Below are 20,839 nucleotides of genomic sequence, written 5' to 3'. Positions count from 1 at the left end.
CTGCGATGCCGGATTCGGGGCGGGTTATCAGACCTTTACGGGCTGTGATCCCGGCTTCAGCAGCGCGTCCTCCGGTTCCTCGGGCCCGGCCGCGGGCGCGGGCGCGTGGTCGTCGACGAGGGTGGCCTCGTCGAACGGCACCCGGCCGGCGAGGACGTGCTCGACGCGGTCCCGGTCGATCTCCTTGGTCCAGGTGCCGATGAGGAGCGTGGCCACGGCGTTGCCGGCGAAGTTGGTCAGCGCCCGGGCCTCGCTCATGAACCGGTCGATGCCGACGATCAGGCCGACGCCGTCGACCAGTTCCGGGCGGTGCGACTGGAGCCCGCCGGCCAGGGTGGCGAGCCCCGCGCCGGTGACGCCCGCGGCGCCCTTGGAGGCGACGATCATGAAGACGAGCAGCGAGATCTGCTGGCCGATGGTCAGCGGGTCGCCCATCGCCTCGGCGATGAACAGCGACGCCATGGTGAGGTAGATGGCGGTGCCGTCGAGGTTGAAGGAGTAGCCGGTCGGGACGGTGATGCCGACGACGGGCTTGGAGACCCCGAGGTGCTCCATCTTCGCGATCAGCCGCGGCAGCGCCGACTCCGAGGAGGAGGTGGAGACGATCAGCAGGAACTCCCGGGCCAGGTACTTCAGCAGCCGGAAGATGTTGACGCCGGTGAAGAACTTCAGCACCAGCCCGAGCACCACGAAGACGAAGAGCGCGCAGGTCACGTAGAAGCCGATCATGATCATGGCCAGCGACTTCAGCGCGTCCACGCCGGTCTCGCCGACGACCGCCGCGATGGCGCCGAACGCGCCCACCGGAGCCGCCCACATGATCATCGCGAGCACCCGGAAGACCAGCCGCTGGATGTGCCCGATGCCCGTCAGCACCGGCTCCCCCACGCGGCCCATGGCCTGGAGCGCGAAGCCGACCAGCAGCGCCACGAAGAGCGTCTGGAGCACCTCGCCCTCGGTGAAGGCGGAGACCATGGTGTCCGGGACGATCCCGAGCAGGAACTCGCTGGTCGACTCCGCGTCGCCCGCGGCGGCCTGGTCGGCGCCTGCGCTGCGGGTCTCGTCCGTGATGTGCAGGCCGTCGCCGGGCTGCACGATGTTGCCGACGACCAGGCCGATGGCCAGCGCGGCGGTGGACATCACCAGGAAGTAGCCGAGCGCCAGCCCGCCGACCGCGCCGACCTTGGCGGCTTTGCGGACCGAGCCGATGCCCAGCACGATCGTGCAGAAGATGATCGGCGAGATCATCATCTTGATCAGGTTGACGAAGCCCTCGCCGACCGGCTTCAGCTCCACTGCCGCGTCGGGCGCGGCGAAGCCGACGGCGATGCCGGCCAGCACCGCGACGATGACGGCGAGATAGAGGTAATGGGTGCGGTCGCGCTTCACGCGGCCCGCCACGGGGGTGGGTGCAGCCACGTCGCTGCCTCCTCACGGCTCGGGATCCCTGCGGTCCCGGTGAATATCCCGGCCGGTGCGGACGCCGTCACCGTTGCGTTCATTTCGTTCACGTGACCGCTGCGGTGACACTGGGGTGATGCGCCTCCCCCGCCCCCGGAGCCTGGCCGGCCAGCTCTTCGCGATGCAGGTCGTGCTGGTCACGCTGATGGTGGCCGGGTCGGCGGTCTTCATGTACGTCACGGCGCACGACCGCGCGGAGGAGGCGGCGGCGCGGCAGGCGGAGAGCACGGCGCGCTCGGTCGCGGCATCGCCCGGCGTGGCCGGGGCGATCACCGGCGGCGGGAACCCGTCCGACGTGCTCCAGCCGTACACCGAGCGCGCCCGGCGGGGCACCGCGGTGACGTTCATCACGATCATGGCCCCGGACGGCACCCGCTTCACCCACCCCAACCCGGACGTGATCGGCGAGGCGTTCCTCGGCCACACCGACCGGGCGCTGCGCGGCGAGACGTTCAGCGAGACGTACACCGGCACGCTCGGCCCGTCGCTGCGCGTGGTCACGCCGGTGCGGGCGGACGAGGGGCGGATCGTGGGCCTGGTGAGCGCGGGGATCACCATCAAGACGATCAGCGACGACGTGCGGCGGCAACTGATGCCCGTGCTGTACGTCGCGGCGGGCGCGCTGGCGCTGGCGGGGCTCGCGACGTACCTCATCAACGCCCGGCTGCGGCGGCACACCCACGGCATGAACGCCCGTGAGCTGAGCCGGCTGCACGACTACCACCAGGCGACGCTGCACGCGGTCCGCGAGGGCCTGCTGATGCTCGACGGCACGGGGCGGATCGCGCTGGTCAACGACGGGGCGCGGGAACTGCTGGGCACCGGCGCCGACGGCGACGCGGTGGGCCGGCCGGTCGCCGACCTCGGCCTGCCGGGGCCGCTGACGGAGGCGCTGCTGTCGCCGGAGCCGCGGGTCGACGAGGTGCACCTGACGCGGGACCGCACGGTGGTCGTCAACACCTCGCCGGTCACCGGCGGCGAGCACCGCGGCACGGTCGTCACGCTCCGGGACGTCACCGAGCTACAGACGCTGACCGGCGAACTGGACTCCGTACGGGGCTTCGCCGAGGCGCTGCGCTCGCAGGCGCACGAGTCGGCGAACCGGCTGCACGCGGTGGTGTCGCTGATCGAGCTGGGGCGGACGGCGCAGGCGGTGGAGTTCGCCACCGCGGAGCTGGAGTTGGCGCAGACGCTGACGGACCGGGTGACGGGCGCGGTGACGGAACCGGTGCTGGCGGCGCTGCTGCTGGGGAAGGCCGCGCAGGCGAACGAGCAGGGGGTGGAGCTGGTGCTGAGCCCGGACAGCCGGATCGACGACGGCGTCCTGCCGCCGACGCTGCCGGCCCGGGACCTGGTGACGGTGCTGGGCAACCTGATCGACAACGCGGTGGACGCGTCGGCGGAGGGCGCGAGGAGCCGGGCGGCGTCCGGGATACGGAACGGGGAGCAGGCTGCGTCGCAGCAGCCGCAGCCGCAGGTGCGGGTGACGGCGCTGGCGGCGGACGGGGAACTGCTGCTGCGGGTCGCGGACGACGGCCCGGGGGTGGACCCGCGGCGGGCGGAGGAGGTCTTCGAGCGCGGCTGGACGACGAAGCGCTCGGGCCCGGGGGGCCGCGGCCTGGGCCTGGCCCTGGTCCGCCAGGCGGCCCGCCGCCACGGCGGCGAGGCGACGCTGAGCGGGACGGAGGGCGGCGGCGCGGAGTTCACCGTACGCCTGCCGCTGGGCCCGGCGGCTGCCCCGGCGGCAAAGCCGCCGCCCGCCCGGCCGGTCACGGCCCCGCCGACGCCACCAGCCCCGACGGCACGGCAGGACCGGGCGGATCCGGCGGACCCGGGGGCTGCGGGGGCCCCGATGGACCCGGCGGAGCCGGAGGCCGCGGGAGACCCGGCCGCCGGGCGCCCGGATGCGTGCGCCCCGCCGGAAACGGCCCGTACCGCGACCGAGAGCGGCCCCGCGCCGGTGCGGCACCCCGCCGACCGCGCCCCGGCCCCGCGCCGGCCCGCCGACCCCGCCGGGCCACCCACCGCACCCCGCCGTCCGACCGACCGCACCCGCACCCGCACCGGCGAGCCGAACCCCACCGCCCCGGCCACCCACCGCACCGACGGCACCCCGCCCACCCACCGGCCCACCGATCGCCCGGACTCACCCGACGCCCTCCGGCGTACGGACCCTCGCGCTCCCAGTGCTCAGCCGGACCCCGCTGCCCCACCCGCCCACCGGGCCCCCCGCCCCCGTCGCCCCGGGGACGCCGACGTCCGCGGAGGTGCCGGGTGAGCGCCCCGCGCGCCGCCGCGCCGATCCGGGCGCTCGTCGTCGAGGACGACCCCGTCGCCGCCGACGCGCACCGGCTCTACGTCGAGCGCGTGCCCGGCTTCGCCGTCGCCGGGGCCGCGCGGTCGCGCGTCGAGGCGGCCCGCCTGCTCGACCAGGTCCCCGTCGACCTGATCCTGCTCGACCTCTACCTCCCCGACGGCCACGGCCTCGCCCTGCTCCGCTCGCTGCGCGCCGCCGGCCACGCCGCCGACGTCATCGCCGTCACCTCCGCCCGCGACCTCGCCGTGGTCCGCGAGGGGGTGTCCCTGGGCGTCGTGCAGTACGTGCTGAAGCCGTTCGCCTTCGCCACCCAGCGCGACCGCCTCGTCCGCTACGCCGAGTTCCACGCCGCGGTCGGCGAGGCCGGCGGACAGGACGAGGTGGACCGCGCGCTCGCCTCGCTCCGCGCCCCCGCGCAGGCCGCGCTGCCCAAGGGCCTGTCCGGCCCCACCCTCGCCGCCGTCACCGACGCCCTGCGCCGGGCGGGCGACGACGGCCTGACGGCCACCGCCGCCGGCGAGGCGACGGGCACGTCCCGCATCACCGCCCGGCGCTACCTGGAGCACCTGGCGGAGGCCGGCCACGCGGTCCGCGCCCCGCAGTACGGCCAGGTGGGCCGCCCCGAACTCCGCTACCGCTGGTCCGACGCCCGCCCCTGAGGCCGTCCCCCGCCCGCGCCGACCCCGCGCCACGCCCCGCCGCCCCATGCCGTCGACCGCCCCGGTCCCGTACCCGGACATCCGACGCGAAAGCTTCCGGCCCCCGGGCGGCTGAAAACAGTCGGTACAGCGCTGGAAACCGTCGGTACAACAACGTTGTCACCGATACAGGACAGCCCTTGTCAGAAGGATTGACCGGACATCCGGACAGCCGTACTTTCACCGCATCTCGCCCCGAGCCGCAGGGAGGTCCCGACGTGCACCGCCCAGTTTCCCCCATGCTCGCCGCCACGCTGACCGCCGTGCTCGCCGCCACCGCGCTCTCCGCCTGCGGAGACTCCGGCAGCGATCCGGACACCGTCAAGGTCCAGTTCAAGAAGTCCACCGACGCGAAGAACAAGATCTTCGACCGCGAGATCGAGGCGGTGAAGAAGGAGTTCGAGAAGAAGTTCCCCGGCAAGAAGGTCGAACTGATCCCGGTTCAAGTGCCGGACGAGCAGTACTACACCAAGGTCCAGCAGATGCTGCGGTCCCCCAAGACCGCCCCCGACCTGGTCTACGAAGACACCTTCCTGATCAACTCCGATATCACCGCCGGCCTGCTCACCCCCCTCGACGACTACCTCAAGGACTGGAAGGACTGGGGTCAGTACATCGACACGGCGAAGACCGCCGCGCAGGGCGAGGACGGCAAGACGTACGGCGTACCGGACGGCACCGACACCCGCGGGCTCTGGTACAACAAGGAGCTTTTCGAGCAGGCCGGGCTCCCCGTCGACTGGCAGCCGAAGACCTGGGACGACGTGCTGGAAGCCGCCCGCACCATCAAGCGCGAGGTGCCCGACGTCATCCCCCTGAACGTCTACACCGGCAAGCCCGCCGGCGAGGCCGCTTCCATGCAGGGCTTCGAGATGCTGCTGTACGGCACGGGCGAAGACCCGCTGTACGACCCGAAGGCGGAGAAGTGGGTCTCCGGCAGCCAGGGCTTCACCGACGCCCTCGACTTCGTGCACACCGTCTACAACGAGGGCCTCGGCCCCGAGCCACAGGAAGCCCTCGACCCGAACATCGGCACCAAGGTCGGCACCGAGTGGCTGCCCGAGGGCAAGCTCGCCATCGACCTCGACGGCTCCTGGATGTCGAACAACTGGCTGGAGACCGGGCCCAAGCCGTGGCCCGAGTGGACCGAGGTCCTCGGCCAGGCGGCCATGCCCACCCAGAACGGCCAGGCGCCCGGCCGGGTCAGCATGTCCGGCGGCTGGGCCTGGTCCATCCCCGCCAAGGCCAACAACGCCGACCTGGCCTTCGAGTTCATGAAAATCGCCCAGTCGCGGAAGAACAACACCCGGCTGACCATCGCCAACGGCCAGATCGCCGTCCGTGAGGACGTCGCCGCCGACCCCGACTACCAGGCGTACGTCCCGGGCGTCGAGTTCTTCACCGGCCTGGTCGAGGACACCCACTACCGCCCGGCGCTCCCGGTCTACCCGCAGGTCTCCACCGCCATCCAGGAGGCCATGGAGCAGGTGACCACCGGCGACGCCTCCGCCGAGGACGCCGCGAAGGGCTACGACGACCAGCTCGATTCGATCACCGACGGCGAGGTGGTCGAGAAGTAGCGGCGCGAGCAGCCCGAGAGGCCATGGTGACCAAGCACACCCCCGCCCCCGCCGGGCCCAGGGACGCCGCCGCCGCGGCGCGCGTCCCCGGCCAGGCGGGCGGCGGCCACCGCCACCGCACCGGACCGCGGAAGGACGCGCAGCCGCCGAAGTCCGTGCTGCGCGCGCTCCTGCGGGCGCTGCCCGTGGGTCCGTCCGTCGTCCTGATGCTGCTGTTCCTGGCCGGCCCCATCGCGTACTGCGTGTGGATCGCCTTCACCGACCTCCAGTTGTCCGGCCAGGCGGAGTCGTCGTTCGTCGGCCTGGAGAACTTCCGTACCGCCTTCGGCGACGAGGGCTTCATCAACGCCGTCTGGCTGACGCTGGTCTTCACGATCCTGTCGTCGATCGTCGGCCAGAACACCATCGGGCTCGCGCTCGCGTCGCTGATGCAGCGGGCCTCGAAGACGGTGCGTACCGTCACGGGCGCGATCGTCATCACCGCGTGGGTGGTGCCCGAGGTCGTCGCCGGCTTCCTGCTCTACGCCTTCTTCCGCCGCGAGGGCACCCTCAACTCCGTCCTCGACTGGCTCCATCTGCCCAGCCAGAACTGGCTGTACACGCTCCCGATCCTGGCCGTGTCGTTCGCCAACATCTGGCGCGGCACGGCGTTCTCGATGCTCGTCTACTCGGCCGCGCTCTCCGAAATCCCGAAGGAGATCACGGAGGCGGCGGAGGTGGACGGCGCGGGCGGCTGGCGCAAGCTGTGGCACGTCACGCTGCCGATGATCCGGCGCTCGATCGCCACCAACCTGATGCTCAACACCCTCCAGACCCTCTCGGTCTTCGGGCTGATCTGGGCGATGACCCGCGGCGGCCCGGGCGACCGCAGCCAGACGCTGCCGCTGTTCATGTACGAGCAGGCGTTCAAGAACAACCTGCTCGGCTACGGCACGGCGGTCGCCCTGCTCCTGCTGCTGGTGGGCGCCCTGTTCTCGCTGGTGTACATGCGGATGCTGCGTACGGAGGTATGAACCGATGCCCACGTCCACGCTCACCCGCGACACCCCGCCGCCGGGCCCCCGGCCGCCCCGCCGGCGCGGCCTGGCCGGCACGCTCGGCGCGCGCAACAACAGCCGCCGGCTGGCCGCCGACCTGTGCCTGCTGCTCGCGGCGCTGGCGTTCGTCCTGCCGCTGGCCTGGCTGCTGTTCGCGTCCGTAGACGCGGACTCGGGCCTGACCGCCCGGCCGCCGAAGGACGTCACCTGGGACAACTTCGACGCCGTGATGACCACGGACATCAGCTTCCGCCCGCTGCTCAACAGCCTGATCCTGTGCGGCTCGGCGACGGCCATCACGGTCGTCGCGGCGGCGCTGGCGGCGTACCCGCTGTCGCGCTTCAGCTCGCGGCTGAACCGCCCGTTCATGCTGACGATCCTCTTCACCACCAGCCTGCCGATCACCGCCATCATGGTGCCGGTCTACGGGCTGTTCGTGCAGATCAACCTCATCGACACGGTGTCCGGCACGGCCTTCTTCCTGGCCAGCTCGCAACTGCCGTTCGCGATCTGGCTGATGAAGAACTTCATGGACGGGGTGCCGAAGGTGCTGGAGGAGGCGGCCTGGACGGACGGCGCCTCGTCGATGCAGGCGCTGGTACGGGTCATCCTGCCGCTGATGGGCCCGGGCGTCACGGTGGTGACGGTCTTCTCGTTCATCATGATGTGGGGGAACTTCTTCGTCCCCTTCATGCTGCTGCTCAGCCCCGACCAGATGCCGGCCTCCGTCTCGATCTTCGAGCTGTTCGGCAACATGGGCTCGGTGGTCTACGGGGAGCTGGCCGCGTTCTCGATCATCTACTCGGCGCCGGCGGTCCTGCTGTACGTGCTGATCGCCCGCCGCCTGGGCGGCGGCTTCGCGCTGGGCGGCGCGGTGAAGGGCTGACCGGGGCCTGGCCGGCCCTCCACCGCAGCCCGCGAGGGCCGCGCGCACGCGCCCGGCGGGAAGCCCGCCGGGCGCGTGCGCCGCGACGCCGGGGTCCAGACGCCGGGGTCTACCGGACGTCGGTCATCAGCCGATGTTGACGTCGACGCAGGCGTAGAAGGCGTTGCCGGTGTCGGCGACGTTCCACACGGCGAGCACCTTCTGCTTGCCGGTGATGCCGCCGAAGTTGACGGAGTGGCTGAACTCGGCCGGCGGCTGGGCGCCGCCGTCGTTGAACTCCGCGACCTTCTGGCCGCCGACGAAGTACTGCCAGGTGCTGGTGCGGTGCCGGGCGGTGATCTTCCAGTTGAACGTCGTGGTGCTGCCGACGTTGGTGACGTTCCAGCCCCGGCCGTCGTCGTCCAGCTCGCCGAAGCCCTGGTTCCCGCCGCTACAGCTCGTCAGGCCCTTGGGGCCCTCGACGCTCTGCGGCTCGTACTTGATGCCGCCGCACGGGACGACGCCCTGGGCGCACTGCTGCTGGCGGCTCGGCGGGGACGTGATCCAGCCGTGCGCGCTCGCCTGCTGGGACGGGACGGCGAGGAGGAGCAGCGGTGCTATGCCGGCGCCGACGACGGCCGCGCGGGTGGCGTTGCGACGCTTGCCGGCAGGCTTGGTGCTGCGGTGCATACAACTCTCCTTGCGTGGGGGGTCATTGGTCTAGACTTTAGCTATTGGCCGTCCACCGTCAACCCCTTGGGCCCGTACGCCTCTCTCCCCGGCTTTCGGCGGAACGCACGGTTGATAACGAGGTGCACCACTACCTACGGTGACCGTGTGACGACAAAGGCGCCCGACTCCGGCGCCGTCCCGCCGGAGCACACACCACCTTTCGACCCCGCGGCGGCCCGTCGATTACGCCGCGCTTTAGGTCTGGGCCACGACCACGTCGCGTACGGCATGCACGCCGCCTACGGCATGGCCGTACCCGCCGCCGCGGTGGCCGACTGGGAGAAGGGCCACGCCCGCCCCACGCGGCCGGAACTCGACGCCCTGGCCGGCGCCCTGTGGTGCACCCCGGCCGACCTGATGGGCTCCTCCACCTCGCTCCACGCCCACCGCCGCGCCCACGGCCTGCCCCTGGACGACGTGGCCCGCCACATCGGCATGGACCCCTCGACGTACCTCAGCGCCGAACGCACCGGCCGCTGGCCCGGCACCGAATCCCAGGCCACCCAACTCGCCTACCTCCTGCGCCTGCCCCTCCCCGACCTCCTGGACCTCACCGGCCGCAGCGAACCCCTGGCCCGCCACCTCCGCGACGCCGCCACCACCCGCTGGCAACCCCAGGTCCGCCCCATCGCCCGCCTCACCCGCCTCCCCCGCCGCCCCCTCGAACGCGCCCTCAGCACCCTCCACGAGGAGTACCAGGCCCGCTCCGCCGCCGCCCGCAACTGGGGCGAGGACCCCGCCTCCGACACCACCGCGGCGGTGACCGCGTACCTCCAGCAGTTACTCCCCCGCTTCTGGGAACTCCTCCGCAACTGACGCGCCGCCCGGCGACCTTCACCCACCGGTTCGGTTGTCGCTACGGTGTACGAAACGGAAGCGACCACGCGCACGCCTGGGGGGCGGAACCGGTGGGCAACCGTCCGACGGACTGGCACGTGCTCGACCTGGACGAGGACCCCACGCCGGGCGATCCGGACCGGGTGAAGCAACTCGCCCGGGAGTTACACGACTTCGCCGACGACGTTGCGGACGCGTTACGCCAGATCAAGGGCATGGCCGGCGAAGACGCCCTCCTGCGCTGGGCGGGCAAGACCGCGAAGGCGTTCCAGGACGAGTTCGAAGAGGTCCCCAAGAACCTCAGGAAACTCCAGCGCTCCTACGACCTCGCGGGCGACGCGCTCGCCGCGTACTGGCCGAAGCTGGAACGCGCCCAGTCGCTCGCGGACAAGGCACTGGCCAGGGGCCGCGAGGCCCGCAGCGAACTGTCCGCCGCGGCCGGCCGCCTGGACTCGGCCACCTCCTGGGTCGAACGCGCCACCGCCAAGACCGAGGAGTACGACGAGAAGGAGGGCAAGGAAAAACCCGACGACTCCGAGGTACGGGCCGCCACCCGCAACGCCACCGACGCCAAGTCCGCCCAGACCAGCGCCCAGACGGCCGTCGACAACGCCGAATCCGGCCTGGAAGCGGCGAAGAAGATGGCCGCCGACGCCAAGAAGATGCGCGAGGACGCCGCCTCCGACGCGAAGGACAAACTGGAGGACGCCTCCGACGCGGGCATCCAGAACCGCAAGTGGTGGGAGAAGGCGGTCGACTGGGTCAAGGACAACTGGGACACCATCGTCACCGTCTGCAAGGTCATCGTCGCCGTCCTCGGCATCGTCGTCCTCATCATCGGCGGCCCCCTGGCCTGGGTCGTCCTCGCCGCCGCCCTGGTGGTCCTGGCGGACACCCTCGTGAAGTACATGAACGGCGAAGCGTCCCTGTGGGACGTCGCCTTCGCCGCCCTGGACTGCATCCCCGGCCTGAAGGGCCTCACCACCCTCGGCGGCCTCGCCAAGGGCCTCAAAGGGCTCAAGGGCGGGCTGGCAGGGCTGAAGTCCATGAAGTCCGCCGTCCTCGGGCTCGCCAAGCGCGGCGGGGACATGCTCGCCAACGGCGCCAAGGGCGCGTACAACCGCCTCAAGAGCGTCGTCCGCGGCTGCGGCGACCCCGTCGATGCCGCGACGGGACACATGTTCCTGGAGCAGACCGACATCGCTCTGCCCGGCGCACTGCCACTCGTGTTCAGGCGCCGCTCGTCATCGGCGTACCGCGCCGGGCAGTGGTTCGGGCCCTCGTGGTCCTCAAGCGTCGACCAGCATCTGGAGATCGCCGAGGCCGGCATCGTCTTCGCCACCGAGGACGGCCTCCTACTGTCCTACCCCCACCCGGAGCACCCCGGTGCCGTCGCGTACCCCGAGACCGGCCCCAGGTGGCCGTTGACGCTTCTGGAGTCCGGTGCCTACTCCGTGACCGGCCCGGCCTCCGGTCACACGCGCCACTTCGCCCCACCGGACGACGCGGGGCTCGCCCTCATCTCACGGATATCCGACCGCAACGGCCACACGATCGACTTCGTCCACGACGATCTCGGCACGCCCACCGACATCCGCCACTCCGGCGGCTACCACCTGGAACTCCGTACCGAGGGCCGCCGCGTCACCGCCCTGATCCTGAAGGGCTCCGACGACGTGGTCGTCAAGCGCTTCGGCTACGACCACGGCAACCTCACCGAGGACGTCAACTCCTCCGGCCTGCCCCTGCGCTTCGGGTACGACGCCCGCTCCCGCATCGTCTCGTGGACCGACCGCAACGACAGCGGCTACTCCTACGTCTACGACGATCAGGACCGGTGTGTTCGCCAGGCCGGCCAGGGCGGCCACCTCACCAGCACCTTCCGCTACGACAACGCGGACGACGAGTGGCCCGGACGCAGGATCACCACGGTGGAGAACGGCGAGGGCGCCGTCACCCGCTTCGTCGTCAACGACGACTGCCAGGTCGTCGCCGAGATCGATCCGTGCGGCGGCGTCACCCGCACGTCGTACGACGAGCACCACCACGTGCGGTCCTGGCAGGACCCACTGGGCCAGACCACTCTCTTCACCCGTGACGAGTCGGGTCTGCCGCTTTCGATCGAGCGGTCGGACGGTGCCGTCACGCGGTACACGTACAACCGCCTGGGGCTGCCCACCGAGATCACGCTTCCCGACGCGCAGAAGATTCGCTGCGAGTACGACGACCGCGGCAACGTCACGCGCTACACGGACCAGGCCGGTGCGACCACGCACCTGCACGTCGACGGGTCCGGTCACCTCGTCGCGATGACCGACCCCGCAGGCGACACCACCCGCATCCGGACCGATGCGGCGGGCCTGCCGGTGGAGACCGTCGACCCGTACGGCGGCACGGTGCACCACGAGCGGAACGGCTTCGGACGACCGGTCCTGATCACGGGGACCGCCGCCGGCACGAAACGCCTCCGGTGGACCACCGAGGGCCGGCTCGCCCAGGTCGTCCACGCGGACGGCAGCGCCGACTCCTGGACGTACGACGGCGAGGGGAACTGCACCGGCCACACGGACGCGAACTCGGGCGTCACCCGCTACGAGTACACCCACTTCGACCTGCTCACGGCGCGCACGGAACCCGACGGCACCCGTTACGAGTTCCGTCACGACCAGGAGCTGCGCCTCACCGAGGTCGTCAACCCGCAGGGTCTGGCGTGGAGTTACTCCTACGACGCGGCAGGGCGGCTGGTCGCCGAGACGGACTTCGACGGCCGCACGCTGTCGTACGACCTCGACCCGGCCGGTCGCGTCGTCACGATCACGAACGACCTCGGCCGATCCGTCCACTACCGGCATGACGCGCTGGGGCAGATCGTCCGGAAGGAGGCCGACGGCCGGGCCACGCACTACGCCTACGACCAGGCCGGCCGGCTGACCCGTGCGGAGAACCCGGACAGCACCGTCGTACAGGTGTGGGATCCGGCGGGGCGGCTCACGTCCGCCTCCGTGAACGGACGCGAGACCACCTACTCCTACGACGCCGCCGGGAGGCGCACCCGCCGCACGACACCGGCCGGGCACGTCAGCACCTGGAGCTACGACTCCCGGTCACGGCGTACGACGCTCACCGCGGCCGAACGCACGATCGCCTTCGAACTCGACGGCATCGGGCGGGAGATATCCCGGCGGATCGGCGGCTTCGCCACCATCTCCCACGACTACGACGACCTCGGCCACCTGTCCGGCCAGACGGTGACCGCACCCGGGGGCAGCCGGATCCAGCAGCGGTCCTACACCTACCGCTCCGACGGCCACCTGGTACGCGAGGACGACCGCCTCGCCGGCTCCCGGAGCTTCGACCTCGACCCGACCGGCCGGGTGCTCGCCGTCCGGGCACGTGACTGGACCGAGCGGTACGCCTACGACGCCGCGGGCAACCAGACCGCGGCCGACTGGCCGGCCACCCATCCGGAACGCGACGCCGTGGGCCCCCGCTCGTACACGGGCACCCGGATCACCGGCGCGGGCAACGTGCGCTACGAACACGACTCCCTGGGCCGCATCGTGCTGCGCCAGAAGAAGAGGCTCTCGCGCAAGCCGGAGACCTGGCGCTACGAGTGGGACGCCGAAGACCGGCTGACCTCGGTCACCACACCGGACGGCGCGCGCTGGCGCTACACGTACGACCCGCTGGGCCGCCGCGTCGCCAAGGAGCGGATGGCACCTGACGGCGGGACCGTGGTCGAGCGCGTCGACTTCGTCTGGGACGGCACGCTGCTCTGCGAACAGACCTCGCGCTCGGCCGGGAGCGCGCACGCGGTCACGATGAGCTGGGATCACGACCGACTGAGCCCGGTAGCCCAGACGGAACGCATCCACGCCGCCGACGCGCCCCAGAGCGAGATCGACAGCCGGTTCTTCGCGATCGTCACCGACCTCATCGGTACGCCGCGGGAGTTGGTCGACGAGTCGGGAACCGTGGCGTGGCGCAGCCGGAGCACCCTGTGGGGCAGCACGTCGTGGAACAGCGGTGCAACGGCGTACACGCCTCTTCGTTTTCCCGGGCAGTACCACGATCCGGAGACCGGCCTCCACTACAACTACTTCCGCCACTACGACCCGGAAACCGCTCGCTACCTCACCCCCGACCCCCTCGGACTCGCACCCGCGCCCAATCCCGCGAGCTACGTGCACAACCCGACCACCTGGGCGGACCCGAACGGCCTGACTCCGTGCCTCACGAAGTTCAAGTTCTCGCTGGACACCCGGGCGGCCGTCGGAAAGGGAAACTCCCAGGCATACCAGATCCGGCATTGCGGGCCGACGGAGTACCGGGCTGCCGGCGGCGGAGAACGTGTCTGGGCGGACGGCATAGACGCCAACACGGGTGAACTGCTGGACACGAAGTTCGTCGAAAAGCCGGGACGCAGCCCGTTCATTCCCGATTCTCCGAACATACCCGACTTCATCCGCACCAAAATCGTGGACGAGATCGACGACGAGTTCGCAAGGTACGGGGCGGTCATCAACGATCCGGCGAATCCGCTCACCGGGCTCCGCGTCATCACGAACCACCCCGACGCCGTACCCTTCTTCCAGGGCAAGATGCAGCAGCACGGCATCCCGGGACGCGTCGACCTAGCCCCATAGCAAGGAGCAGAGTGTGACATACCTCGCCGTATTCGACAGCAAGAAGTTCCACGTCTCCCGCGACCTGCTGGCGCAGCGGCTGGAGGCCGACTGGCCCACGGCGACCCTGACGGTGAGCAGCGGCGACGAGGCGCGCCGCGAGGTCCGCGACGTCACGTGGACGTATCGAAACAGCGAGGGCGAAGTCGAGGGCCGCTCCCACATCGACGGGACGTGCATCTACCTGGACGGCCCTTTCGGGCTGGCAGCGGAGTTCGCGGCCTGGTACCGGAAGCTGGTGCCGTCCGACGTGGAACTCGTCTTCTGTGACGATTCCTACTCCTTCTCCGTCAGCGTTCCCGAGGGAGCGACCCGTGCCCAGATCGAAGACGGCGCCGATGAGGGCTGAGCGGCCGGCCGATCACGGACGTACGGGCCGGTGAGCGCTACCGAACTGGCCGCCGTTGCGGGCGAGGTCGTGCGGACCGTGCGGCTCGACCTGCTGCCGCTGCGCGTCGCACACGCCGACGAGATGGCCGGCGTGCTGGCCGATCCCGCGCTCTACGTCTTCACCGGCGGCTCCCCGCCCCCGCTCGGCGAACTGCGGGCGCGCTACGCGCGGTTGGCCGCCGGGGCGCCCGGGGGCGGGACCGTGTGGGGGAACTGGGTGCTGCGGGTGCGGGAGGGCGGCGGGCTCTGCGGGTACGTGCAGGTGACCATCCGGGACCGCGTCGCCGAGGTCGCCTGGGTGGTGGGGACTCCGTGGCAGGGGCAGGGCCTCGCCGGTGAGGCCGCCCGGGGGCTGGTCAGGAGGCTCGCGCGGCTGCCGTTGCGGGCCGTCGTCGCGCACGTCCACCCCGGGCACCACGCCTCCGCCGCCGTGGCGGCCACCGCGGGGCTGGTGCGTACGGACCTCGTCCAGGACGACGAGGTCGTCTGGCGGCTCGACCTCCCGTCGCCGCGGGCGGCCACCGCTCCCCCGGCCTAGCGGCGGCCGATCCCGTCCAGCTCCGCCATGTCCCCGTCGGAGAGCGCGAGTCCCGCGCCCGCGGCGTTCTCGCGCAGGTGCGCCACCGACGAGGTGCCGGGGATGAGCAGGATGTTCGGCGACCGGCGCAGCAGCCATGCCAGGGCGACCGCCGTCGGTGTCGCGTCCAGCCGCGCGGCCACGGCGGACAGCGCGGTGGACTGGAGCGGGGTGAAGCCGCCGAGCGGGAAGAAGGGCACGTAGGCGATGCCCCGGGCGGCGAGGTCGTCGATCAGGTCGTCGTCCTGCCGGTGGGCGAGGTTGTACATGTTCTGTACGCAGACGACCGGCGCGATCGACCGGGCCTCGGCGACCTGTCCGGCCGTCGCGTTGCTCACGCCGAGGTGGCGGATCAGGCCCTGCCGGCGGAGTCCGGCGAGGGTCTCGAAGGGCTCGGCGAGCGAGCCGGGCAGGGGGCCGCGGGCGTCGCCGAGGCGGAGGTTGACGACGTCGAGCGTGTCAAGGCCGAGGTCCTCCAGGTTCTCGTGGACGGCGCGGCGCAGGTCCTCGGGCCGCCGGGCGGGAGGCCAGCCGCCCTGCGGGTCGCGGACGGCGCCGACCTTGGTGGCGAGGTGCAGCGTCGGCGGGTAGGGGTGCAGGGCTTCGCGGATCAGCCGGTTGGTGTGGCGCGGGCCGTACGCACCGGCCGTGTCGACGTGCGTGATCCCGAGGGCGACCGCCTCGCGCAGGACGGCGAGCGCGCCGCCGCGGTCGGCGGGCGGGCCCATGACGCCGGGGCCGGCGAGTTGCATGGCGCCGTAGCCGAAGCGGGTGACGGTCAGGTCGCCCAGGGTCCAGGTTCCGCCGGGCGGTGGGGGTGTGGTCATGGCTGTGCCTTTGCTGTCGGGTCCGTACGGCGGAGTGCGGGGGCGGTGCCGCCGTGGCGTCGATGGTCGCTCGGCGCCCGGCCGCGCCTCCAATACCGGGACGGTGGCCTGTCATACCCGGCAGGTATCACCGACGTAGGCTGTGGTCGTGGACACCCTGGAGACCCGCGAGCTGCGCTACTTCGTCGCCGTCGCCGAGGAACTGCACTTCGGCCGCGCCGCCGACCGCCTCGGTATCGCCCAGCCGCCGCTGTCCCGGGCTATCCAGCAGCTCGAACGGCGCCTCGACGTCCGCCTGCTGGAGCGCAACCGCCGCGGCGTCGCCCTGACCGGCGCCGGCGAGATGCTGCTGCACGAGGGCCGCGCGGCCCTCGACGCCGTCACCGCCGCCGCCCGCCGCACCCGCCGCGCCGGCGGCACCGGCAGCGCCGAAGACGCGCGCGGCTCCGGCAGCCGCCTCGTGCTGGCGGTGAAGGCCGCCGCGTCCCACGAACTGCTGCACAAGCTCCTCGACGCCTACGCGGCCGAGCCCGACGCCGCCGAGATCGAGGTGCTGCCCAGCGGCACCTGCGAACAGGGGGAGATGCTGCGCGACGGCCGCGCCGACGTGGCGCTCATGCACGCCCCGTTCAACTCCCTCGCCGGCTTCGACACCGAGGAGCTGGCGACCGAGAGCCAGATCGCCATCCTGCCCGCCGCGCACCCCCTCGCCGCCCGTGCGGCCCTGACCCTCGCCGGCGTCGCCGGCATCCCCGGTCTGCCGATGGCCCGCTGGTCCCGCGACGCACCCGGCGAGGGCCCCGAGATCCACGACCAGACGCAACTGGCCCAACTGATCGCCCTCGGCCGCACCGTGGCCGTCTTCCCCGAATCCGCCCGCGCCTGGCTGTGGGCCGAGCACGCCGCCGTCCCGCTGACCGACGCGCCGCCGGTCGTCACCCACATCGCGTGGCCCGCGCACAGCCGGTCCCTGGCCCTCGCGCGGCTGATCCGCACGGCGACGGAGCTGTGAGAACCCTCGCGCGCTACTCCTCCACCTGCGCCTGCTGCCACGCCAGATAGTCCGCCACCAGCTCCGGCGGGTTCGCCTCCGCCGTGAGCGGGATCTGCTCCTCCGGATCGTCCATGTCGAACAGCACCACCGGCACCGGCCGCCCCAGCACCTCCTCGACACGCCCCGTCTCGTGCAGGTGCCGGGCCACGTCCACGCAGTCGTCCGCGAAGTCCGCGCACAGCATGTCGTACACCGCGGACCACCGGTCCGAGAACGGCTCCTCGTCCTCGAACCACAGCCCCTTCGCCGTCGCCTCCGCCCGGTGCAGCACGGTGCCCACGGGATCCTCCGGCACGTGGCCGACGCGCTCGAAGCCGTCCAGGATCCAGTACGCGTACGACCAGCGCACCTCGCCGTCCGGGTCCAGCTCGCCGCGCGCCGCCTCGCGCTCGCGGCGTATCTGCGCCTCGGTGTTGTAGCCGACGGACACGTAGGGGTAGCGGGCGTCCTGGTCGACGCGGTAGAGCTGGAGGGCGACGACGTAGATCTCGGGTCTCAGCTCCAGCGGGAACGTGTCCAGGATCCGGTACGCCTCCTGCTTCAAGTGCTGCCGGAACGTCATCTCCTGCCCACCCTTCCCACGCGACACGGCCGCTGCCGGCCCACCATCATGCCCCCGCGGGTCGCGCCCCGACACATCACCGCACGATCGACTGGATCTCCCGCACGTCGAGCTCCTGCGTGGCCTCGATGATCCCGGTGGGCAGCCGCTCGTCGCTGGTGCCGTCCGAGGCGCTCCAGGTCACCTCCCAGGTGACCGAGGCGGTGAAGTCGTACGGGCCGGTGCTCTCGGTGGAGCGGAGGTAGGTCACGCCGCACGGCGGGATCTTGTCGGAGTCACCCTTCCGGTACGGGGTGCCGACGGTCCCGTCGTCGTTCATCGGGCACCGGCCGCCGTCGGGGTGCAGTTCGGCGTCGTCGGTGCCGGGGTCGATGGTCAGCGAGACCGGGGTGGCGGTGGTCCGCGCCCACATGTTCAGGGCGGGGATCCTGGCCTCCGCCGTCACCGGCTGGAACTCGGCGCCGTCCAGCCACACCCAGGTGGGAAGGTTGACGGTCTGCTCCCCCTCGGGCCGCAACTCGGCCTCGGTGTCGGGCACCACCATGCGCTCGTAGGCGAGTTCGGCGAGCATCGCTGGGTCGATGGCCTGCTCCTCCACCCACGCGGGCGGGGGCTCGTCGTTGTCCACCCAGAACGGCACGTCGGAGCATTCGCCGCGAGCGAGGACGTCCTCCTCGGCCGGGTTCTCGACACCGGCCCAGAACATGCCGTCCCCGTCGTTCTCGACGTTCCAGTCCTTGAAGCCCGGGTGGTTCGTCCAGCTATAGCCGTCCTCGTAGTGGTCGAGTAACTGCTGGAGCGCACTGCCCGCGTGGCCGGTCATCCCCGGCATCGCCATCTGGTCCTCGATGGACTTCTTGGTGACCCGCTTGAAGTCCTTGGCACCCAGATAGGGCGCGTACCAGCAGGGAGGCGGATCCCAACCGCCGGTGGTGGGCGTGAGGTTGCCGGGCCCCTCGCCTTCGTCCTCGACCGCCCCCGAGAACTGGATGCCACCGCCCGTCCTGGCCCAGATCCCTTGGTCGTCGGCGCCTGCGTCGACTTCGCGGTCGATGGGGGCATCCGCGCGTGCCGCGCCCGCGCCCGTCACCAGCCCTAACGCGCACAGCAGCGAGATCGCCGATGCTCCTCCCCGGATCACTGCTCGCATTGTGCGGCCTCCCCCTCGACGTCGATCGACGTCGCCTGCCAGACATCGTCCCGCCCCGGGTACTTCCCCATGCTGACCTGGTAGAACAGGTAACTGGCACTACTCTCCTCGGTGCGCAGGACCTCCCCCGTCTCGACCTTCTTGCCGTAGATCTTCGACTGATCGACGCAGAAGGAGATCCCGACCGAACGGCCGTAAGTCCGCACCTCGGCCTGGTAGTAGCGTTCGGTGCCGGTCGCGGTCAGACCTCCGTCCACGTACGCCTGGACCTGATCCTGTGCGTACGTCAGGGCCTGGTCGCGTGAGTAGAACTGCGCTGCGGGGTCCTTCGGCTCCTGCTCCGCGACCCCTCGGTAGATGCTCCGCACATAGTTCTCCGCATCACGCTGCGCCGCCGCGTGATCCGGCTTCGACGGCTCTTCCCAGTCGAAGACCAGCTTGATGTCCTGAGGCAGCGACACATCCGGCGCACCCTCCGGCGTCTCCTCCTCCGCCGCCGGTGACGAAGGCTCGTCCGAGGCGGTGTCCTTCGCGCCCTCGATCTTCTCCGACCCCCCGTTGTCGCCGGAGTCGGAGTCCCCGCAGGCGGTGAGCGTCAGCGCGGCGGCCGTCGCGAGGGCGGCGGCCGTCAGGGCGGTGCGTGTACGCATGGCAAGAAGCTCCCGGTCGGTCGTCGGGAACAACTGGCGCCGGTGCGCGGCCTCTTGTCCCCCGGTGGCGAACTGTGCACGGTACGTTACCGAACCGACAGCCGGGGGTTAAGGACGGCTTTGCGACCGCTGGGTCACGGTGCGGACACGGGCGGCGCGCCCGTCAGAAGACGACCTCCGCCTCGTCCATCCGGTCCGCCGGCACCCGCTTCAGCTCCCGCGTCGCCTCCGCCAGCGGCGCCATCACGATGTCCGTGCCGCGCAGCGCCGTCATCTGCCCGAAGTCGCCGCGGTGCACCGCCTCCACCGCGTGCCAGCCGAAGCGCGTCGCCAGGACGCGGTCGTACGCCGTGGGGGTGCCGCCGCGCTGGACGTGGCCGAGGATGACGGGCTTGGCCTCCTTGCCGAGGCGGCGTTCCAGTTCGACGGCCAGGCGGTTGCCGATGCCGGTGAAGCGCTCGTGGCCGTACTGGTCGATCTCGCCCTTCTGGTACTCCATCGTGCCCTCCGCCGGGTGCGCGCCCTCGGCGACGCAGATGACGGCGAACTTCTTGTGCCGGTCGAAGCGCTCCTCGACCATCTTGCACAGGTTGCCGATGTCGAAAGGGCGCTCCGGCAGGCAGATGCCGTGGGCGCCGCCGGCCATGCCGGACTCCAGCGCGATCCAGCCCGCGTGCCGGCCCATGACCTCGACGACCATGACGCGCTGGTGGGACTCGGCGGTGGTCTTCAGCCGGTCCATCGCCTCGGTGGCCACGCCGACGGCGGTGTCGAAGCCGAAGGTGCGGTCGGTGGCGGAGATGTCGTTGTCGATCGTCTTGGGTACGCCGACGACCGGCATCCCCGCGTCGGCGAGCATCGCCGACGCGGTGAGGGTGCCCTCGCCGCCGATCGGGATGAGCGCGTCGAGGCCCAGCTCGCGGCTGAGTTCCTCGGTGTTCTCGCAGGCTTCGCGGAGCCGGTCGCGCTCCAGCCGGGACGAGCCGAGGACGGTGCCGCCGCGGGCGAGGATGCCGCTGACGGCGTTGAGGTCCAGCTTGCTGTACCGCCCTTCGAGCAGTCCCTTGAAGCCGTCCTCGAATCCGATCACCTCGTCGCCGTGACCGGCCACGGCCCGGTGGACCACCGACCTGATCACCGCGTTCAGGCCGGGGCAGTCTCCGCCTGCCGTGAGTACTCCGATGCGCATGTCTCTCCTGCTCGGTCCAGTCGCATGCATGCTCGAAGCCGATTCTCCCATGCTCCGGGAGTCACCCGTCCGAACAGCCGGTTAACCCTCTGTCACACCCGACGGTCACTCCGGCGGTCATCCCGGCTGTCACTCCGGCGGTCGCGCCGGCGGGCACCCCTGCGGTCACCCCGCGGCTACCCCGGGACCCGCCCCGTACACCGCGCGCCCGTCCCCGGCCCGGCGGTA

Annotated in this window: 17 protein-coding genes; 10 read left to right on the top strand and 7 right to left on the bottom strand. The window is 71.5% G+C overall.

Annotation, left to right across the window (positions count from 1 at the left end):
- Nucleotides 1-27: 27 nt before the first annotated feature.
- Nucleotides 28-1,401, bottom strand: coding sequence for a cation:dicarboxylate symporter family transporter (locus QBL21_RS07965; RefSeq protein ID WP_407566344.1), 1,374 nt, complete (start codon nucleotides 1,399-1,401; stop codon nucleotides 28-30).
- Between the two features lie 136 nt (nucleotides 1,402-1,537).
- On the opposite strand from QBL21_RS07965, the gene QBL21_RS07960 reads away from it, so the two are divergent.
- The 5 genes from QBL21_RS07960 to QBL21_RS07940 all read left to right on the top strand — a co-directional run bounded on the left by QBL21_RS07960 (nucleotide 1,538) and on the right by QBL21_RS07940 (nucleotide 7,979).
- Nucleotides 1,538-3,739 (top strand): ATP-binding protein, encoded by a 2,202-nt coding sequence (locus QBL21_RS07960; RefSeq protein WP_407561297.1) that lies wholly within the window; start codon nucleotides 1,538-1,540, stop codon nucleotides 3,737-3,739.
- The gene (locus QBL21_RS07955) at nucleotides 3,736-4,437 is read left to right on the top strand and encodes a response regulator (protein ID WP_407561296.1); all 702 of its coding nucleotides are present in this window, start codon (nucleotides 3,736-3,738) and stop codon (nucleotides 4,435-4,437) included. The genes QBL21_RS07960 and QBL21_RS07955 overlap by 4 nt, the downstream gene beginning before the upstream one ends.
- 278 nt (nucleotides 4,438-4,715) lie before the next feature.
- A complete protein-coding gene (locus QBL21_RS07950; protein WP_407566343.1) occupies nucleotides 4,716-6,056 on the top strand; it encodes an ABC transporter substrate-binding protein in 1,341 nt (446 codons plus the stop codon).
- Between the two features lie 23 nt (nucleotides 6,057-6,079).
- The gene (locus tag QBL21_RS07945; protein WP_407561295.1) at nucleotides 6,080-7,069 is read left to right on the top strand and encodes a carbohydrate ABC transporter permease; all 990 of its coding nucleotides are present in this window, start codon (nucleotides 6,080-6,082) and stop codon (nucleotides 7,067-7,069) included.
- 4 nt (nucleotides 7,070-7,073) lie between these two features.
- On the top strand, nucleotides 7,074-7,979 hold the full coding sequence (locus tag QBL21_RS07940; protein ID WP_407561294.1) for a carbohydrate ABC transporter permease: 906 nt from the start codon (nucleotides 7,074-7,076) through the stop codon (nucleotides 7,977-7,979).
- Nucleotides 7,980-8,105: 126 nt separating this feature from the next.
- On the opposite strand, the gene QBL21_RS07935 is transcribed toward QBL21_RS07940, so the two are convergent.
- Nucleotides 8,106-8,648 (bottom strand): lytic polysaccharide monooxygenase auxiliary activity family 9 protein, encoded by a 543-nt coding sequence (locus tag QBL21_RS07935; protein ID WP_407561293.1) that lies wholly within the window; start codon nucleotides 8,646-8,648, stop codon nucleotides 8,106-8,108.
- A 147-nt stretch (nucleotides 8,649-8,795) separates the two neighbouring features.
- On the opposite strand from QBL21_RS07935, the gene QBL21_RS07930 reads away from it, so the two are divergent.
- The 4 genes from QBL21_RS07930 to QBL21_RS07915 all read left to right on the top strand — a co-directional run bounded on the left by QBL21_RS07930 (nucleotide 8,796) and on the right by QBL21_RS07915 (nucleotide 15,140).
- Nucleotides 8,796-9,506 (top strand): helix-turn-helix domain-containing protein, encoded by a 711-nt coding sequence (locus tag QBL21_RS07930; protein ID WP_407561292.1) that lies wholly within the window; start codon nucleotides 8,796-8,798, stop codon nucleotides 9,504-9,506.
- A gap of 92 nt (nucleotides 9,507-9,598) precedes the next feature.
- A complete protein-coding gene (locus tag QBL21_RS07925) occupies nucleotides 9,599-14,173 on the top strand; it encodes an RHS repeat-associated core domain-containing protein (protein WP_407561291.1) in 4,575 nt (1,524 codons plus the stop codon).
- A 13-nt stretch (nucleotides 14,174-14,186) separates the two neighbouring features.
- Entirely contained in the window at nucleotides 14,187-14,561 is a 375-nt protein-coding gene (locus QBL21_RS07920) for a hypothetical protein (protein ID WP_407561290.1), read from the top strand.
- A 30-nt stretch (nucleotides 14,562-14,591) separates the two neighbouring features.
- Nucleotides 14,592-15,140 carry a GNAT family N-acetyltransferase gene (locus QBL21_RS07915; RefSeq protein ID WP_407561289.1) on the top strand — a complete coding sequence of 183 codons (549 nt, stop codon included), beginning with the start codon at nucleotides 14,592-14,594 and terminating at the stop codon, nucleotides 15,138-15,140.
- Here the strand turns inward: QBL21_RS07915 and QBL21_RS07910 are convergent.
- Nucleotides 15,137-16,006: an oxidoreductase gene (locus tag QBL21_RS07910; RefSeq protein WP_407561288.1), complete on the bottom strand. Its 870-nt coding sequence runs from the start codon at nucleotides 16,004-16,006 to the stop codon at nucleotides 15,137-15,139. The two genes, QBL21_RS07915 and QBL21_RS07910, sit on opposite strands and share 4 nt — an antisense overlap.
- A gap of 148 nt (nucleotides 16,007-16,154) precedes the next feature.
- Here QBL21_RS07910 and QBL21_RS07905 point away from each other — a divergent pair, with 148 nt between their 5' ends.
- Nucleotides 16,155-17,018: a LysR family transcriptional regulator gene (locus QBL21_RS07905; protein WP_407561287.1), complete on the top strand. Its 864-nt coding sequence runs from the start codon at nucleotides 16,155-16,157 to the stop codon at nucleotides 17,016-17,018.
- Between the two features lie 13 nt (nucleotides 17,019-17,031).
- Here the strand turns inward: QBL21_RS07905 and QBL21_RS07900 are convergent, their stop codons facing one another.
- From QBL21_RS07900 to QBL21_RS07885, 4 genes are all read right to left on the bottom strand, one after another.
- A complete protein-coding gene (locus QBL21_RS07900) occupies nucleotides 17,032-17,622 on the bottom strand; it encodes a hypothetical protein (RefSeq protein WP_407561286.1) in 591 nt (196 codons plus the stop codon).
- A 76-nt stretch (nucleotides 17,623-17,698) separates the two neighbouring features.
- The gene (locus QBL21_RS07895) at nucleotides 17,699-18,772 is read right to left on the bottom strand and encodes a hypothetical protein (protein ID WP_407561285.1); all 1,074 of its coding nucleotides are present in this window, start codon (nucleotides 18,770-18,772) and stop codon (nucleotides 17,699-17,701) included.
- Nucleotides 18,760-19,422: a hypothetical protein gene (locus tag QBL21_RS07890; protein ID WP_407561284.1), complete on the bottom strand. Its 663-nt coding sequence runs from the start codon at nucleotides 19,420-19,422 to the stop codon at nucleotides 18,760-18,762. Before QBL21_RS07890 ends, QBL21_RS07895 begins: the two co-directional genes overlap by 13 nt.
- A 163-nt stretch (nucleotides 19,423-19,585) precedes the next feature.
- A complete protein-coding gene (locus QBL21_RS07885; protein ID WP_407561283.1) occupies nucleotides 19,586-20,611 on the bottom strand; it encodes a 6-phosphofructokinase in 1,026 nt (341 codons plus the stop codon).
- Nucleotides 20,612-20,839: the final 228 nt, after the last annotated feature.

The sequence above is a fragment of the Streptomyces sp. 184 genome, assembly GCF_045781775.1.
Classification (GTDB): Bacteria; Actinomycetota; Actinomycetes; order Streptomycetales; family Streptomycetaceae; genus Streptomyces.
This window is presented reverse-complemented; position numbering and strand designations above follow the sequence as displayed.

What these genes read in the sequence shown, in the direction of transcription:
- QBL21_RS07960 (WP_407561297.1), top strand. Translation starts at nt 1,538, where the DNA reads ATGCGCCTCCCCCGCCCCCGGAGCCTGGCCGGCCAGCTCTTCGCGATG.
- QBL21_RS07950 (WP_407566343.1), top strand. Translation starts at nt 4,716, where the DNA reads ATGCTCGCCGCCACGCTGACCGCCGTGCTCGCCGCCACCGCGCTCTCC.
- QBL21_RS07945 (WP_407561295.1), top strand. Translation starts at nt 6,080, where the DNA reads ATGGTGACCAAGCACACCCCCGCCCCCGCCGGGCCCAGGGACGCCGCC.
- QBL21_RS07940 (WP_407561294.1), top strand. Translation starts at nt 7,074, where the DNA reads ATGCCCACGTCCACGCTCACCCGCGACACCCCGCCGCCGGGCCCCCGG.
- QBL21_RS07935 (WP_407561293.1), bottom strand. Translation starts at nt 8,648, where the DNA reads ATGCACCGCAGCACCAAGCCTGCCGGCAAGCGTCGCAACGCCACCCGC.
- QBL21_RS07910 (WP_407561288.1), bottom strand. Translation starts at nt 16,006, where the DNA reads ATGACCACACCCCCACCGCCCGGCGGAACCTGGACCCTGGGCGACCTG.
- QBL21_RS07900 (WP_407561286.1), bottom strand. Translation starts at nt 17,622, where the DNA reads ATGACGTTCCGGCAGCACTTGAAGCAGGAGGCGTACCGGATCCTGGAC.
- QBL21_RS07895 (WP_407561285.1), bottom strand. Translation starts at nt 18,772, where the DNA reads ATGCGAGCAGTGATCCGGGGAGGAGCATCGGCGATCTCGCTGCTGTGC.
- QBL21_RS07890 (WP_407561284.1), bottom strand. Translation starts at nt 19,422, where the DNA reads ATGCGTACACGCACCGCCCTGACGGCCGCCGCCCTCGCGACGGCCGCC.
- QBL21_RS07885 (WP_407561283.1), bottom strand. Translation starts at nt 20,611, where the DNA reads ATGCGCATCGGAGTACTCACGGCAGGCGGAGACTGCCCCGGCCTGAAC.